The organism is Streptomyces sp. C (genome assembly GCF_000158895.1).
Taxonomy (GTDB): domain Bacteria; phylum Actinomycetota; class Actinomycetes; order Streptomycetales; family Streptomycetaceae; genus Streptomyces; species Streptomyces racemochromogenes.
Genome location: NZ_GG657750.1, coordinates 179,357 through 193,059, shown reverse-complemented (window position 1 = coordinate 193,059; position 13,703 = coordinate 179,357). Strand labels below are relative to the sequence as shown.

Here is a 13,703-nt window from a genome sequence, read left to right as displayed (position 1 = left end):
CCGCCAGCGCCCGCAGGGTGCGCAGGGCCGCACCGTGCGGCCCGGTCGAGCAGGTCCTCGCCGCTCTCCTGCGCCCGGGCGCGCAGCCTGGCCAGCGCGGCGTCGACGGCGGCGAGCTCCGCCCGCGCGCCCGGCGGGTGCTCCCCGTCGTCCCCGGTGTCACCGAAGACCAGCGCCGCCAGGCCCGTGGCCAGCTCGCCCGCAGAGCCTCCCACCGCCCGGTCGGCGAACTTCCGCCGGGCGAAGCGGAAGGCCTCACCGTGCCGGCCGGCCCGGTCCGCGAGGACCGCGAGGCACAGGGCGTCGACCCACTCGCCCGCGGAGACGCTCTCCTCGGGGCCGTCGGAGGCGTCCTCGTCGCAGGGGTCGTAACTCATGCCGAAGTTGACGTAGTCGAGGAACACGGAGAAGGAGCAGTGCGGGTAGTAGCCCGCGAAGGCGACGGCACCGGCCGCGGCCTCGGCGGCGGCCCGCACGACGGCCTTCGCCTCCGGCGTCGCCAGGTCCGGTGTCTCCGCGGACAGCGCGCCGAGGTAGTCGAGGAACTCGTCGGAGATCGCCTGCCACTCGTACGTGGCCATCCGCCCGGCCCTCGACATCGACCGGACCCGCCCGCCGATCCGGTCCACGAAGTCCTCGCGCGCCGCCGAAAGGGCCGCCCCGCCCACCTGATGACGCTCGATCCGCACCGCACCGCTCCCCACACCCGAGTCCGTGCCGACAGCCTAGGGGGTGTCCGCAAAGTCTCGCCTGCCCCGCGACGCCCGGCACGCGCTCTCGCCGCACCGGACGAAAGCCCAAGTACGTCCAGTACGCGGGCTTCCGCCCGGCACGCCGAGAGCACGCACCGGACGCCGCGGGGCCGCCCTCCGGGCGGACGGCGCCACTTTGCGGACATCCCCTAGGGCCCGGCTCCGACAGCGGCGCCGGGCGGGCGGGTGCCGCGCCCTACCGGAACGGGCGGTCGGCACGCGGTACGTGCACCATGCACCAGATCCGGTCGGTGGCCGGCGGCCTAGGCCAGGACCTTCCGCAGGGCGGCGAGCGCGGTGTCGAGTTCCTCCTCCGTGATGGTCAGCGGCGGGGCCAGCCGGATCGTGGAGCCGTGCGTGTCCTTGACCAGGACGCCCTCGGCGAGCAGCCGTTCGCTGATCTGCCGTCCCGTGCCGAGCGCCGGGTCCACGTCCACGCCCGCCCACAGGCCCCGCGCCCGGTAGGCCGTGACGGCACCGCCCGCGCGGCTGATCTCGGCGAGGCCGCGGTCGAGCACGGCTCCCAGCGCGGCGGCGCGCCGCTGGTACTCACCGGTCTCCAGCAGGTCCAGGACCGCCGAACCGACGGCCGCCGCCAAGGGGTTGCCGCCGAAGGTCGACCCGTGCTCGCCGGGCCGCAGGACGCCGAGCACCTCGCGCCGGGCGACGACGGCGGAGACCGGTACGATGCCGCCGCCCAGGGCCTTGCCCAGCAGCAGGACGTCCGGCACCACCGATTCGTGGTCGACGGCCAGGGTGCGGCCCGTGCGGCCCAGGCCCGACTGGATCTCGTCGGCGATGAAGAGGCACCCCGTGCGCCGGGTCAGTTCACGCACCCCGGTGAGGTAGCCGTCGCCCGGGATGAGGACGCCGGCCTCGCCCTGGATCGGCTCGATCAGCACGGCGGCCGTCGTCTCGTCGATCGCCGCCTCCAGCGCGGCCAGGTCGTCGTAGGGCACGACACGGAAGCCGGGGGTGAAGGGGCCGAAGCCGGAGCGGGCCGTCCCGTCCGTCGAGAAGCTCACGATGGTCGTCGTACGGCCGTGGAAGTTGCCGTCCGCCACCACGATCGTCGCCCGGTCCGGTGCGACGCCCTTGACCTCGTACGCCCACTTGCGGGCCACCTTGACGGCGCTCTCCACGGCCTCGGCGCCCGTGTTCATCGGCAGCACCATGTCGAGGCCGGTCAGCTCGGCGAGGCGCTCGGCGAAGCCGGCCAGCCGGTCGCTGTGGAAGGCGCGCGAGGTGAGCGTGACCAGGTCGAGCTGGCGGTGCGCGGCGTCGACGAGGGCGGGGTGGCGGTGCCCGAAGTTCAGGGCCGAGTAGCCGGCCAGCATGTCGAGGTAGCGGCGGCCCTCGACGTCTTCCACCCAGCTGCCCTCCGCACGCGCCACGACCACGGGCAGCGGGTGGTAGTTGTGCGCGAGGACCGGTGCCTCGGCGCGGATCAGCTGGGCCGACGAGCGCGTCGCGGTGGTGGGAGCGGCAGTGGTGGTCATGAGCGGATCTCCAGGGTGCAGCACTTGATTCCCCCGCCGGCCTTGCGGAACTCCGACAGGTCGACGGGGACGGGAACGTAACCGCGGTCGGCGAGCCGGTCGACGAGGCCGCGGGCCTGCGGGGCGACGAAGACGTTGCGGCCGTCCGACACGGAGTTGAGGCCGAAGGCCAGGGCGTCCTCCTCGGTGGCGATCACCGCGCGCGGATAGAGCCACCGGAGGACCTCGCGGCTGCCGGGGGAGAACGCCGCCGGGTAGTACGCGACGTTCCCCCCGCCGGCCGCACCGCCTCCGACACCCTCCTCCTCGCCGAGGAAGAAGAGCGCGGTGTCCAGGTGGTAGAAGCGGGGGTCGACCAGTTCGAGCCCGATCACCGGCCGGCCGAGGAACTCCTGCACCTCGCGGTGCGCGGCCCGCTCGGTACGGAACCCCGTGCCGGCGAGCACGAACCGGCCGGCGGGAACGAGGTCGCCCTCGCCCTCGCAGACCGCCTCCGAGCGGTGGACCTCGTACCCGGCGGCCTTGAACCAGGCCTCGTACTCGGCGGACTCCGGCCGCCGCTCGGCCGCGTGGAAGGAGGACCCGAAGACCCGGCCGCCCGACACGAGGGCCGCGTTCGCCGCGAACACCATGTCGGGCAGGCCCACCACGGGGGCGACCGTCTCGACGGTGTGGCCGTGGGCGCGGTACGCCTCGACCAGGGCGCGCCACTGCTCACGGGCCAGGGGAACGTCGACCGGGGTGAGGACGTCCATCCACGGGTTGATGGCGTAGCGCACGTCGAAATAGCGGGGCTCACACATCACATAGCGCCTCGGGCGCCCTGCGGGTCCTGCGGGTCCTACGGGTACTACGGGTCCTGCTGGTCCTGCGGGCACAGGGGTTCCTCCGGTTCCTGCGGTGACGACTGGGGGAGTGGCCCCACCGTAGGAAGCGGCAGGTCAGCGCGACAAGAACGAAGCGCTGCGCACCGGAGCAGGAATCCTGCGCGTACGTGCCCCTCAGAGCAGGATCGCTGCGCCGTCGGCCGCCCGCGCGGCGGCCTCGGCCGGTGCGGAGGCGCTGGCCCCGGCCTCCGGGCTCTCCGGCAGCAGGTGCGACAGCACCATGTAACTGATCGTCTTGCGGATGAACGGCTCGCTGCGGATCCGCTCCAGCACCTCCTCGAAGTGCTCCACGTCGGCCGCCCTGACGTGCAGCAGCGCGTCCGCCGCGCCCGTCACCGTCATCGCCGCCGCGATCTCCGGGTACTTGCGCGCGACTTCCGCGAGGCGCCGGGGCGGTGCCGCGCTGTCGCAGTACACCTCGATGTACGCCTCGGTGCGCCAGCCCAGCGCGGCCGGCCGGACCGTGGCCCGGAACCCGGTGATCACATCGGCCTTGCGCAGCCGGTCCACCCGCCGCTTGACGGCGGTCGCCGACAGGCCGACGGCCGCGCCGATCTCCGCGAAGCTCGCCCGGGCGTTGTCCATCAGGGTCGCGACGATCTGCCGGTCGAGTTCGTCGAAGGGCGTGGACCTGGTGCTCATGGAAGGTGATCTTCTCCTCGTGCGGCCCCGGACGGGGGCTTCCGCGCCCACTCTGCCGCAACGGCGACCGCGACCGCGACGGCCCCGGCGCCCCGTCGGCGTTCAGTGCCCGGCGAAGGCCTTCACCAGGGCGACGGCCAGTCCGATCGCGGCGTCCAGGGCTCCGGCCAGGAGGGCGGCGAGGGCGCCGCCGCCCATGCGCACCCCGCCGTAGCAGCCCCATGCGAACAGGCCGGTGACGCTGACGGCCGCCGCCGCGAGCAGCGCCGTGTCGACGCTCATCACGCCCAGGGCGGCGGAGGCGACGAGCACCAGCGGGCCCACGGCGGACAGCAGCAGAGGGCTGCTGACGGACAGGATCCCGCGCAGCTCGTGGCCGGTGGCGAGCCGGCCGTGCACCACCCGGTGGGCCTGCTGGTCGGCCACGACCGCCGCCAGCCACAGCCCGACGGCGGTGGTGAGCAGCGTGGCGGCCGCCCCGGCCGCGTCCACGTGTCCGGCGGAACGCAGCCCGATGACCACCGAGATGATCGTGATCGTCGCGTAGATGCGCTCCTTGAGGCGGGCGGCCGCGAACCGCGGGTCCCCCGCCGGACCGGCGGCACTCTCGTGATCCATGAGGGCACCCTAGACGAGGACTCGGGTAGCCTCGGGTTCTTCCCCGCCCTCCCCTCCGAACGGCACATCACCTGTGAGCACACGCACCAGCACCGAGGACCCGACGCAGCGGGCACAGGGGTCCGGGGAGGCCGTGCGGCAGCCGGGCGGCGCCCGCTCCGGCCGCCGCATACGCCCCCGCGGGGTCGTCGACCTCCGGGGCGGGGCCGACGGGGACGTCAGGCTGTCCTACCCGCCCAACGCGGCCGTCGTCGTCGCCGGACTTCCCGGCAGCGGCAAGAGCACCCTGCTGTGCGCGTGGTCCCCCGCCGCCGCGGTCGTCGATCCCCGCGCCACCCGCACGGCCTTCGAGTCGCGGATGCCCGCCTGGCTCCCCTACGCGGTGTACCGGCCCTGGGCACGGCTGAGCCACATGCGGTGGATGCGTTCCCAGTTGCGCCAGGGCCACCCCCTCCTCATACACGACTGCGGCACCAGGCCCTGGATGCGCCGCTGGCTCGCGTACACGGCCCACCGCGGCCGGCGCCCCCTGCACATGGTCGTGCTCGACGTCGGCCCCCGGGAAGCGCTGTCCGGCCAGCACGCCCGGCGGCGGCTCGCCTCACCACGCGTCTTCGGAATCCACCGGCGGGGGCTCGCGACGCTCCTGGCACGCATCGCGCGGGACGGCCTGCCCGCCGGCCAGGGCATCGGCTCGATGGTCCTGCTCGACCGCCGCCAACGGGACCGCGGCGCCGCCTCGGTGGACTTCGACGACCGCCCCGGACCCGCGGAGCCGGCGCCGCCCTCCCGCAGGACCTTCCCGTGAAGCCCACCGGGATACTCACGGAGCTGGCAGCGCGGATGGCGGAACTCCGCACACCGGCACGGGTGTACGTGGCGACCGGACGGTTCACGGAGCCGGATCCCGACCTGCCCGAGCTGGCGGACCGGATCCGCGCACTGCTGGCCGGGGCGTCGGCCGACGAGGCCTGGCGGCGCTACTTCCCCGGCTACGCCCCTCCTCCCGTCCCGCGGCTCTGCGCCGCCCTGGAGCCGCTGGAGCCGCACGAGGCAGCCGGCTTCCTGGCCCGGCTCGCCGGCGTCGACCTGGTGTGGCCGTCCCACCGGCACCTGCCCGCGGACACCGCCGAGCGCGCGGCGGACCGGGTGGTGTCCCTGCTCGGACCGGAGGGCAGCTGGTGGACCAACCACGACGCGGCGTGCGGCGCCGTGAACGGCCTGACCCCGGTGTTCGACAGCCTGCTCGCGGGGACGGACGGCGAGCACTACGCCCTGGCCCTGCAGCTCGCCGACGACTGAACACCTCCCGGGGGAAACGTTCCTGGGGTGAACGGCGGCGCCCGGACGGGTGAGCGTCCACGGTACGGGCCCGGGCAGGGGCGGCCGGTGCCGTTACAAACGGGCCGTGAACACGCCTCTGCTCCGCTCCCTCCCCGCCGTCCTGACGGCGCTGGCCGTCTGTGCCGTTCCGGCCGCGGCCGCCCCCGCAGCCCCTTCCGCGGCGCCCGATCCGGTGGTCTTCGTACACGGCTGGAACAGCGACGGTACGGCCTGGAACACCATGGCCGCCCGCTTCAGGGCGGACGGCCGGCCGGCCGACCGCCTCCACCAGTGGACCTACCCGACGTCGCAGTCCAACGCCACCACCGCCGCGCAGCTCGCCACCACCATCGACCGCGTCCTCGCCGAGAGCGGGGCCACCAGGGTGGACCTGGTCACCCACTCCATGGGCTCGCTGTCCTCCCGCCACTACCTCAAGAACCTCGGCGGCGACGCGAAGGTGGACGCCTGGGTGTCCCTCGCCGGCCCCAACCACGGCACGGAAACCGCCCGTTGGTGCGGCGGCACCTCCTGCGCCGAGATGCGTCCGGGTTCCGCGTTCCTCGACGCGCTGAACGCGGGCGACGAGACGCCGGGTGCCGTCCGCTACGCCACCTGGTGGTCCTCCTGCGACGCGATCAACCAACCCGGCGGCACCGTGGCCCTCACCGGCGCGGTGAACACGCGGACCGCGTGCCTGCAGCACACCGCCTTCACCGACGACGCCGAGGTCTACCAGCAGGTGCGGGACCACATCGGCGGCACTGCGCCGAGGCCGGGCTCCTGAACGGCGACGGGCCGCCGCTCAGCCCCTCCCGGTGCGGGCCCGCTTGCGGTATCCGTCCAGGACGTCCTGGCGGAGCAGGAAGGCGAAGCCGGCGGCTTCCAGCCGCAGCCCCAACTGGGCCGTGTCGATGCCGAGACCGGCCGCCGCGTCCGGAAGGTGCCAGTCGTGGGCGGCGAGCCGGTCGAGCAGGTGACCGCGGCGGACCTGGCTCTCCGACAGCCGGAACGTCTTGAGGTAGGCGATCCGGCCGCTGTCGTCCGTGATGGCCTCGCCGATGTGGTTCTCCTCCTTGGGACGGAACGGCGGCCGCAAGCGCGCGAGCGTGAAGCGTCCCATCCGGTGGACGGTCCGCCAGGTGTACGCGTGCCCCAGCAGTCCGGCGGCCATGGTCGTGTCGTGGAACCGCGCCCAGGCCTCCTCCTGTTCGGCAGCCGCCCCGCGCAGGTCCTCCAGAGACCCGATGCGCGTGTCGGCGATGCGGGCGCGGAAGTCCGGGACCGGGAGCACCAGCGTGGCGTAGTGGTGGATCAGTTCGCCGTACAGGTCCTGCAGGAGCGTCGGGTGCAGTGCGCGGTAGTCGTCGGGATGCGGGACCGCGAACGCGGCAGCGAGAGCGTCGGCGACGTACACCATCACACCGCACTGGCCGGGGTGGATCTCGAAGACGCGCAGCGCGTCGGCGAGTCCCCGCACCTCGGCACCCGCGTAGGCCTCCTCCGCCCGCGGCGAGAGGCCTTGGCTGACCGCGCGGTGCGACCACTCCTCCCAGGCGATCGTGGGACCGCCGGAGTGCAGTGCCAGGTAGCCCTCCAGCGACAGGTGCAGGGGGAGGAACCGCAGCCGGTCCTTGGCCTGGCGGCGGGCCGTCCGGCGGTGGAACCGCAGGCCCATCGTGGCGGCGGGGACCTGGTCGCGCTCGGCGCAGAGCTGCGTGCCGTAGGCGGCCGCCGGCGTGCCGTCACCGGTCCACGTGGCGACGAACCCGTGCGGAACGTACGACAGGTAGGCGTGGCGCGGGCCGACCTCGACCAGGCCGGCCGCGTCGCCGTAGAGCTCGGCGTGCAGACGGAGGTCGCCGATGGGCTCGTCGCGGACGAGCGGGACCAGGCGGACGGCACCCCAGACCTGGGCGGGGCGGGCGGCGAGACCGGTCAGGTCCAGTGAGGTGGTCATCGTGCCCGTTCCCGATCGTGTCCGGCCGTCATGAGGGCCGCACGGGCGTCCATGTACGCGGTGAGTTCGGCCGGCCCGGTGCGGCCTTCCGCGAACTGGGCGAGTTCCACCAGGGCCGGAAGGTCCTCGGCGTCCCGGATGCCCGCCGTGGGCACCGTCGCGGAGAGCCGGCGCACGTCGAAAGCGGCCGCGTCGTAGACGGGGTTGAGGTGCACGATGGCGGTGCGGCGACCGGGGTCGAGCCGGGTGCGCCAGACGCGCAGCACTTCGCCCGCCAGGCCCGGAGGCGCGTTGTCCCATCCGTCGGAGACGATCACCAGCCTGGCCGGGGCGGTCTCCAGCGCGTCGAGGATCCGCCGCCCCACGGGCGTCGGCCCGTACGGGTACACCAGCAGCGCATCGGTCCGCCCGGACGTCCACAGCGCGGTGTAGTCGCCGGCCAGGGCCGCGAGCAGGTGGTGGCAGGCCAATGCGACGGCCAGCGGCCGCCGGCGCTTGTGGACCGACCCGAAGGAGGAGAAGCTGTCGTCCAGGACGGCGGTGACCTTCCCCCAGGTTCCCCGGTGGGCGCTGGCCACCCGGCCGGCGGCGGACTCCAGGGCGCGGGTCAGCTCGGCCCGCCGGCGCAGCCGGTCCTCCAGCGGCAGCGACAGCACGTAGGCCGCGAGGCGGGTCAGCGGCATCCCGGCCAGGTCGGTCCGCACCGCCGTGGCCCCGCGCGCCCGCGCGGACTCCTGCAGCCGCAGCGTCTCCAGGCGGGTCAGCCGTGGGGCCATGCGCTCCAGGAAGACGTCCCGGGGTACGCCGTGCCGGGCGGCGAACCCCTCGGCGGCCGTGTACGGCAGCTCGTACAACGCCGCCTTCTCGTAGTGCGCCCGGCGCCACGTCTCCAGCAGGGGTGCCGAATAGCGCGGGCGGGTGTGGGGCGCGAACAGGAACGTGCCGAGTTCTTCCGGCGCGTGGGAGGGCGTGAGGTGCGTGTGGCGCAGGACGCGCTTGAGGCCGCTGCGGTACTTCACGGCGTCGAACGCCAGGTCCTTGCGGGCGGCCAGCCAGTCGCGCACGATCGCCCGGGTGCGACGGTTGTTCACCCCGGCCCGGCGCAGGGCGTCGAAGAGCCCGTACACGCGCTGCGGCGGCAGCGCCGCCAGCCGCGACGCGATCAGACGGCCCTCGCGGCGGCGCTGGTCGGCACTGGCCTCCCCGGCGGTCTCCAGGAGCCGCCGGACGATGAGCACCGCGTTGTGGTCGTTGATGTCAAGGGCGAGGACCCCGGCGTACAGCTCGCGGTAGTTCCCCAGCATGTACGCGTGGAGGAAGTCGAGGGACATGCTCTGCTCGTCCGCGTCGTCGCGGAACTCCCGCTGGCCTGTGGAGGTGATCGCCGCGTTGACGAAGAGCAGGACGTCTTCTGCCGCGACGAGGTCCCCGTACGCATCCATTTCCGCTCTTCCCCCGAGGTGGACGCCGGCCGGGGAATGGGGGCACGAGCTGCGAATCATTGCTTCAGAGGCAGGTTCCGGAAGTCGTACCGGAGTCCCGCGGCCGGCGACAGGACCGTAACAGAGCGGGCGGCGAGCGCTCCACCCACTTCCCCCGGACGCTCTCGCCCGGGGCGTACGCGAGCGCGTGCGCCCGCAACCGCACGCCCGGCGCACACCACCGGCAGGGTCTCCGGAGACCGGTTCCGGCGCGTCAGTACCGGCCGCGCCGTTTAAGGGTGATTGTCACTCTATTCCCGCTAAGGGATGGCTGGCGTAGGTTGGTTGAAGTTCGCGTGCTTATGCTTCACCCGCTATGACGGACAGCCAGACACACCGCGCGTTACGCGCCTCAGCCGACGTGGTCGTCCTCGGTGCGGGTCCGGCCGGGCTCGTCCTCGGAAACCTCCTGCTCGCCGCCGGGATCGACTGCGTCATCCTGGAACGCGCCTCCTCCTCCCGCGTCCGGACCCGCGCCCGCGCCGGGTTCCTCGCCCCGAACACCGTGCGGATCCTGGACGGCCACGGCCTCGCCGACGGTCTGCACCAGTACGGCCGCCCGCACGGCACCTGCGAGTTCCGCACCCACGAGGGGCGGGTTCCGCCTCGACTACGGAGCCCTCGGCCGGGGCGGGCGGCACCACGTCTACCCGCAGCAGCACCTCGTCACGGACCTCCTGCGGCACTACCTCGCCCGCGGCGGGCGCATCCACTTCCGCACCGAGGCGCTCGCCGTCCACGACGCCGACGGCACCCGCCCCCGCCTCACGGCGCGCGACCCCGACGGCAGGACCGTCCGGTGGACGGCCCGCTACGTCGCGGGGTGCGACGGCCGCCACGGAGCGGCCCGCCGCTCCCTGCCGGCGGCCACCGTCCACCACCACGACCACGGCGTCACCTGGCTCGGCCTGCTCGCCCAGGCCCCCGCCAGCCTCGACGCCGTCGGCTACGCGATCCACGACCGCGGCTTCGCCGGACACATGGCCCGCACCCAGGAGGTGACCCGCTACTACCTCCAGTGGCAGCGCGGCACCGCCGCCGACGCCTGGCCCGAGCAACGCATCTGGGACGAGCTCGACACACGGATGCACGCCCCCGAGTACGGCCCGCTGAGCCGCGGCACCCTCCTGGAGCGCGGGCTCTTCGACCTGGCCTGCGACGTGGTCGAACCGCTGCGCCACGGCTCGCTGTTCCTGGCCGGCGACGCGGCGAGCGTACCGGCCCCGGCCGCCGCCAAGGGCGCCAACCTGGCCGTCCTGGAGGCCGAGATCCTCGCCGAGGCGCTCGTCGACGCACTCGCCCGCGGTGACGGCCGGGGACTCGACGCGTACTCGGACCGGTGCCTGGCGCACATCTGGCGGGCGCAGGAGTTCACCGGCTGGATGACCCGGCTGCTGCACGCGCCCCCCGAGGGCGACCCGGACGCCGGATCGTTCTTCCAGGCCGCCCGGCGGCGTTCCCGGATCGCTTCGCTGCGCACCTCGCGCGTCCACCAGGACTGGTTCGCCGAGAACTACGTCGGCGTCTGACCCCGCCGGGCCCCGGCCCCGCCTCCCCGCGCTTCCCCCTGCCCAGCTCCGCCCCGCCCCGACCCGTACCGGCCCGAGGACACTCCCACGATGACGACGACGCTCGCCGGCGAAACGATGCCGCCCGGCGAAACGATGCTGCCCGACGCGACGATGCTCCCCGACGAAACGGTGCTCCCGGACGACACGGCCCGCCTGCGCGCGGCCGCCGCCTTCGTCCGCGAGCACGACAGCACCACCCTGCTGCCGCTCCTGCTGCCCGGCATCGACGGCGCGGAGCTGCGGACGCTGGCCGAGCGCTGCCGCTTCGCCCACGCGGGCATGCTGCTCTTCCCGCCCGACGCGCAGAGCCTGCGGGCCCAGCTCGACGCGTGCGGGCTGGCGGCCGACACCCCCTCCCACCCCAGCGTGGTCGTCCGCGACCGCCTGGCCCGGCGCCACCGGCGCGACCCGGCCGAACTCGACGTCCGGATCCTGCGCCCCCAGGTGCCCGGCGCCGCCGGAGAACGCCGCGCGGTCGAGGTGTTCGCCCTGACCGTGCCCCCGCACTCGGCCCTGGAGCCCATCGCCGCCTACGAACGGACCCGCCGGCACGAGGCGCACCTCGCCTTCGAGATCGAACGCCCGGACCCGCTGGTCCTGCGCGGCCTGGGCGCGACCCTCGCCCGTCACGGAGCACGCCCCGACGGAGGCGGCTACAACCCGCACGAGAACGGGACGGTCCTGTACTTCACCACCCCCGCCGACTCGTCCTGCGGCTACCGGCGGCTGGAGCTCTACGCCCACGGCGACCACCGCGGCGCCCTCGCCGACCACCTAGGCCACCAGGGCGAACGGCAGCCCGCCGAAACGCTCCTCCACCTGCTCACCGGCGCGTGGACCACACAGGCCCTCGCCTCCTTCGCCCGGCTGCGCCTGCCCGACGCCATGGACACGCGCACCGCGTGCAGCACGGAGGACCTGGCCCGCCTGACCGCCACCCACCCCCGCGGCCTCGACTCCCTGCTGCGGTACCTCACGATGCTGGGCGCCGTCACCCACGACACGGGCCCGGGCCGGCAGGAGGGATTCCGCCTCACGGAGCTCGGAGCCCTGCTCCGCACGGACGAGCCCGCGTCGATGCGCCCCCTGGCCCTGATGTACGGGGGCCCGTTCTACCGCTCCTTCGGCGGCCTCGACCACGCCGTACGGACGGGACTGCCGGCCTTCGACCACCTCTTCGGCGAGAACCACTTCGACCACTTCGCCCGCGACCCCGAACTCGCCGGCCTCTTCGACCGGTCCATGGCGGCGAGCGCGCGCATGTTCCGGCCGCTCCCCGCGCACCCGGCCGTCACCGCCGCGGCCCGGGCGTCCTCGTCCGCCACCGTCGTCGACGTCGCGGGCGGCAACGGAGAGCTCCTCGGCCAGGTCCTCACCGCCCACCCGGGCCTGCGCGGCGTCCTGCTCGAACGCCCGCACGCCGTCGAGGCGGCCCGCCGCCTCCTCGGCGCCGCGGGCTGCGGCGCCCCGCTGCGCCTACCGCGTGGGCGACTTCGCCGACGTACCGTCCGGGCGGGGACGTCTACCTCCCTCTCCCGCGTCCTGCACGACTGGGACGACGACCGCTGCCGGGAGATCCTGCGCCACTGCGCCCGCGCGATGCCCGCCCACGCCGACCTGCTCATCGTCGAGCGCCTCCTGCCCGCGGACGGCTCCCCCTCGCTGGCCACCGCCTGGGACCTGCACATGCTCTGCAACGTGGGAGGCCGCGAACGCACCGCCGCCCACTACGCCCGCCTCCTGGCGGACGCCGGCCTCGACCTCCAGGGCCACAGCCCCCTGCCGCTGGACGCGCACGTCCTGCACGCCCGCAAGACCCCGGCCCCGCCCCGCCCCTGATCCGGAAGGCGCCTTCTAGCCCGCGCCCACGACCCGGCCCGCGTACGCCGCCAGCTGGGCCCGCAGCCGCTCGCGCGGTACGCCGTCACGGCCGGCCAGCCGCTCGACGAGGTCGGCCCGGGTGGCGGCGAGCAGGGCGTGGGCGGTGAAGCCGGGGTCGGCCAGGCCGGGGACCTGCTCCAGCACGGACCGGAGCAGGTCGTGCCACCCCTCGTAGTGCCCGGCCTGGTACGGGCCGCTGCTCCCGGTCTCCTCCAGGGCGAGCGCCAGGGGGCGGTTGTCGAGCTTGAAGCACAGGAGGGCGTCGAGCAGGGCGGGCACGCGTTCCCGCGGGGGAGTGGCGGGGCCGAGGGGCGGCGGGCCCGCCGCCACGGCCTCGCGGACCGGCTCCAGGCGCGCCTCGTAGAGCGCGCGCAGCAGTCCGGCCCGGTCGCCGAACGCCCTGAAGAGGGTGCCCTTGCCGACGCCGGCGGCCGCCGCGATGTCGGCCATCGTGAGCTCCTCGGGGCTCTCGGAGCGGGCGAAGAGGGCGTCGGCGGCCTCCAGTACGGCCTGCCGGTTGCGGGCTGCGTCCTTGCGGGTCCGGCGTTCGGGCTCGGGCGGCGGGGTCACCGGATACCTCCGATTGAAAAACGGACCCGTGGTCCGTATCGTTGAAGCGGACCGATGGTCCGTATTTTCTGAACGGGAGGATACCCATGTCCCTGGCCGCACCGCACGCACCGGCCGCCCTGTACCGCCACGGCCTCAGGCTCCTGCTCGACAAGGACGTCGACGGCTGGGTCGGCCTGTGGGCGGAAGGGGGAGTGATGGAGTTCCCGTTCGCGCCCCCGGGCCTGCCCCGCCGGCTGGACGGCCGGGAGGCGATCGCCGACTACATGCGCCCCTATCCCGACCGGATCGACCTGCACGAATTCCCCGAAGCCGACCTGCGGATCCACGGGACCACCGATCCGCGGACCGTCGTGGCGGAGATGCGGGGCGTCGGAAGGTGGGTGGAGGACGGCCGCCCCTTCGACATGACGTACATAGCCGTCGTCACCGTCGAGGACGGCAGGTTCACCTCCTACCGCGACTACTGGAACCCCCTCGCCGTCCCTCGAAGCCGGCGCCGACTCCCCCCCCCCCGGA

The 13,703-nt window shown here is 74.3% G+C and carries 12 protein-coding genes and 2 pseudogenes; 6 read left to right on the top strand and 8 right to left on the bottom strand.

What is annotated here, in order from left to right:
- The 5 genes and pseudogenes from SSNG_RS01025 to SSNG_RS01005 form a co-directional block, all read right to left on the bottom strand.
- A pseudogene (locus tag SSNG_RS01025) lies at positions 1–689 on the bottom strand (Imm49 family immunity protein); the annotation flags it as partial.
- Between the two features lie 326 nt (positions 690–1,015).
- Complete coding sequence (rocD, locus tag SSNG_RS01020; protein ID WP_007261913.1) at positions 1,016–2,251, bottom strand: ornithine--oxo-acid transaminase; 1,236 nt, start codon at positions 2,249–2,251, stop codon at positions 1,016–1,018.
- A complete protein-coding gene (ddaH, locus tag SSNG_RS01015; protein WP_007261912.1) occupies positions 2,248–3,129 on the bottom strand; it encodes a dimethylargininase in 882 nt (293 codons plus the stop codon). Before ddaH ends, rocD begins: the two co-directional genes overlap by 4 nt.
- Positions 3,130–3,252: 123 nt before the next feature.
- Positions 3,253–3,780, bottom strand: a complete 528-nt coding sequence (locus SSNG_RS01010) for an Lrp/AsnC family transcriptional regulator (RefSeq protein ID WP_007261911.1) — start codon at positions 3,778–3,780, stop codon at positions 3,253–3,255.
- A gap of 102 nt (positions 3,781–3,882) precedes the next feature.
- Entirely contained in the window at positions 3,883–4,398 is a 516-nt protein-coding gene (locus tag SSNG_RS01005) for a hypothetical protein (protein WP_007261910.1), read from the bottom strand.
- A gap of 73 nt (positions 4,399–4,471) precedes the next feature.
- Between SSNG_RS01005 and SSNG_RS01000 the strand changes: the two genes are divergently transcribed.
- The 3 genes from SSNG_RS01000 (at position 4,472) to SSNG_RS00990 (ending at position 6,508) form a co-directional block, all read left to right on the top strand.
- Entirely contained in the window at positions 4,472–5,206 is a 735-nt protein-coding gene (locus SSNG_RS01000; protein ID WP_007261909.1) for an AAA family ATPase, read from the top strand.
- Complete coding sequence (locus SSNG_RS00995; RefSeq protein WP_007261908.1) at positions 5,203–5,700, top strand: hypothetical protein; 498 nt, start codon at positions 5,203–5,205, stop codon at positions 5,698–5,700. Before SSNG_RS01000 ends, SSNG_RS00995 begins: the two co-directional genes overlap by 4 nt.
- A 106-nt stretch (positions 5,701–5,806) precedes the next feature.
- On the top strand, positions 5,807–6,508 hold the full coding sequence (locus SSNG_RS00990) for an alpha/beta fold hydrolase (RefSeq protein ID WP_007261907.1): 702 nt from the start codon (positions 5,807–5,809) through the stop codon (positions 6,506–6,508).
- An 18-nt stretch (positions 6,509–6,526) separates the two neighbouring features.
- On the opposite strand, the gene SSNG_RS00985 is transcribed toward SSNG_RS00990, so the two are convergent.
- Together SSNG_RS00985 and SSNG_RS00980 are read right to left on the bottom strand one after the other, a co-directional pair.
- Positions 6,527–7,681, bottom strand: a complete 1,155-nt coding sequence (locus SSNG_RS00985; protein WP_007261906.1) for a hypothetical protein — start codon at positions 7,679–7,681, stop codon at positions 6,527–6,529.
- The gene (locus SSNG_RS00980; protein ID WP_042800353.1) at positions 7,678–9,123 is read right to left on the bottom strand and encodes a hypothetical protein; all 1,446 of its coding nucleotides are present in this window, start codon (positions 9,121–9,123) and stop codon (positions 7,678–7,680) included. The genes SSNG_RS00985 and SSNG_RS00980 overlap by 4 nt, the downstream gene beginning before the upstream one ends.
- A 355-nt stretch (positions 9,124–9,478) precedes the next feature.
- Between SSNG_RS00980 and SSNG_RS00975 the strand changes: the two are divergent.
- Together SSNG_RS00975 and SSNG_RS00970 are read left to right on the top strand one after the other, a co-directional pair.
- A pseudogene (locus SSNG_RS00975) lies at positions 9,479–10,691 on the top strand (4-hydroxybenzoate 3-monooxygenase).
- Between the two features lie 90 nt (positions 10,692–10,781).
- Positions 10,782–12,572, top strand: a complete 1,791-nt coding sequence (locus tag SSNG_RS00970; protein WP_241694960.1) for a methyltransferase — start codon at positions 10,782–10,784, stop codon at positions 12,570–12,572.
- Between the two features lie 15 nt (positions 12,573–12,587).
- Here SSNG_RS00970 and SSNG_RS00965 read toward each other — a convergent pair whose 3' ends face one another.
- Positions 12,588–13,184, bottom strand: a complete 597-nt coding sequence (locus tag SSNG_RS00965; RefSeq protein ID WP_007261902.1) for a TetR/AcrR family transcriptional regulator — start codon at positions 13,182–13,184, stop codon at positions 12,588–12,590.
- A gap of 92 nt (positions 13,185–13,276) precedes the next feature.
- Between SSNG_RS00965 and SSNG_RS00960 the strand changes: the two genes are divergently transcribed.
- On the top strand, positions 13,277–13,703 hold a 427-nt coding region (locus tag SSNG_RS00960), incomplete at its 3' end, for a nuclear transport factor 2 family protein (protein WP_063749941.1).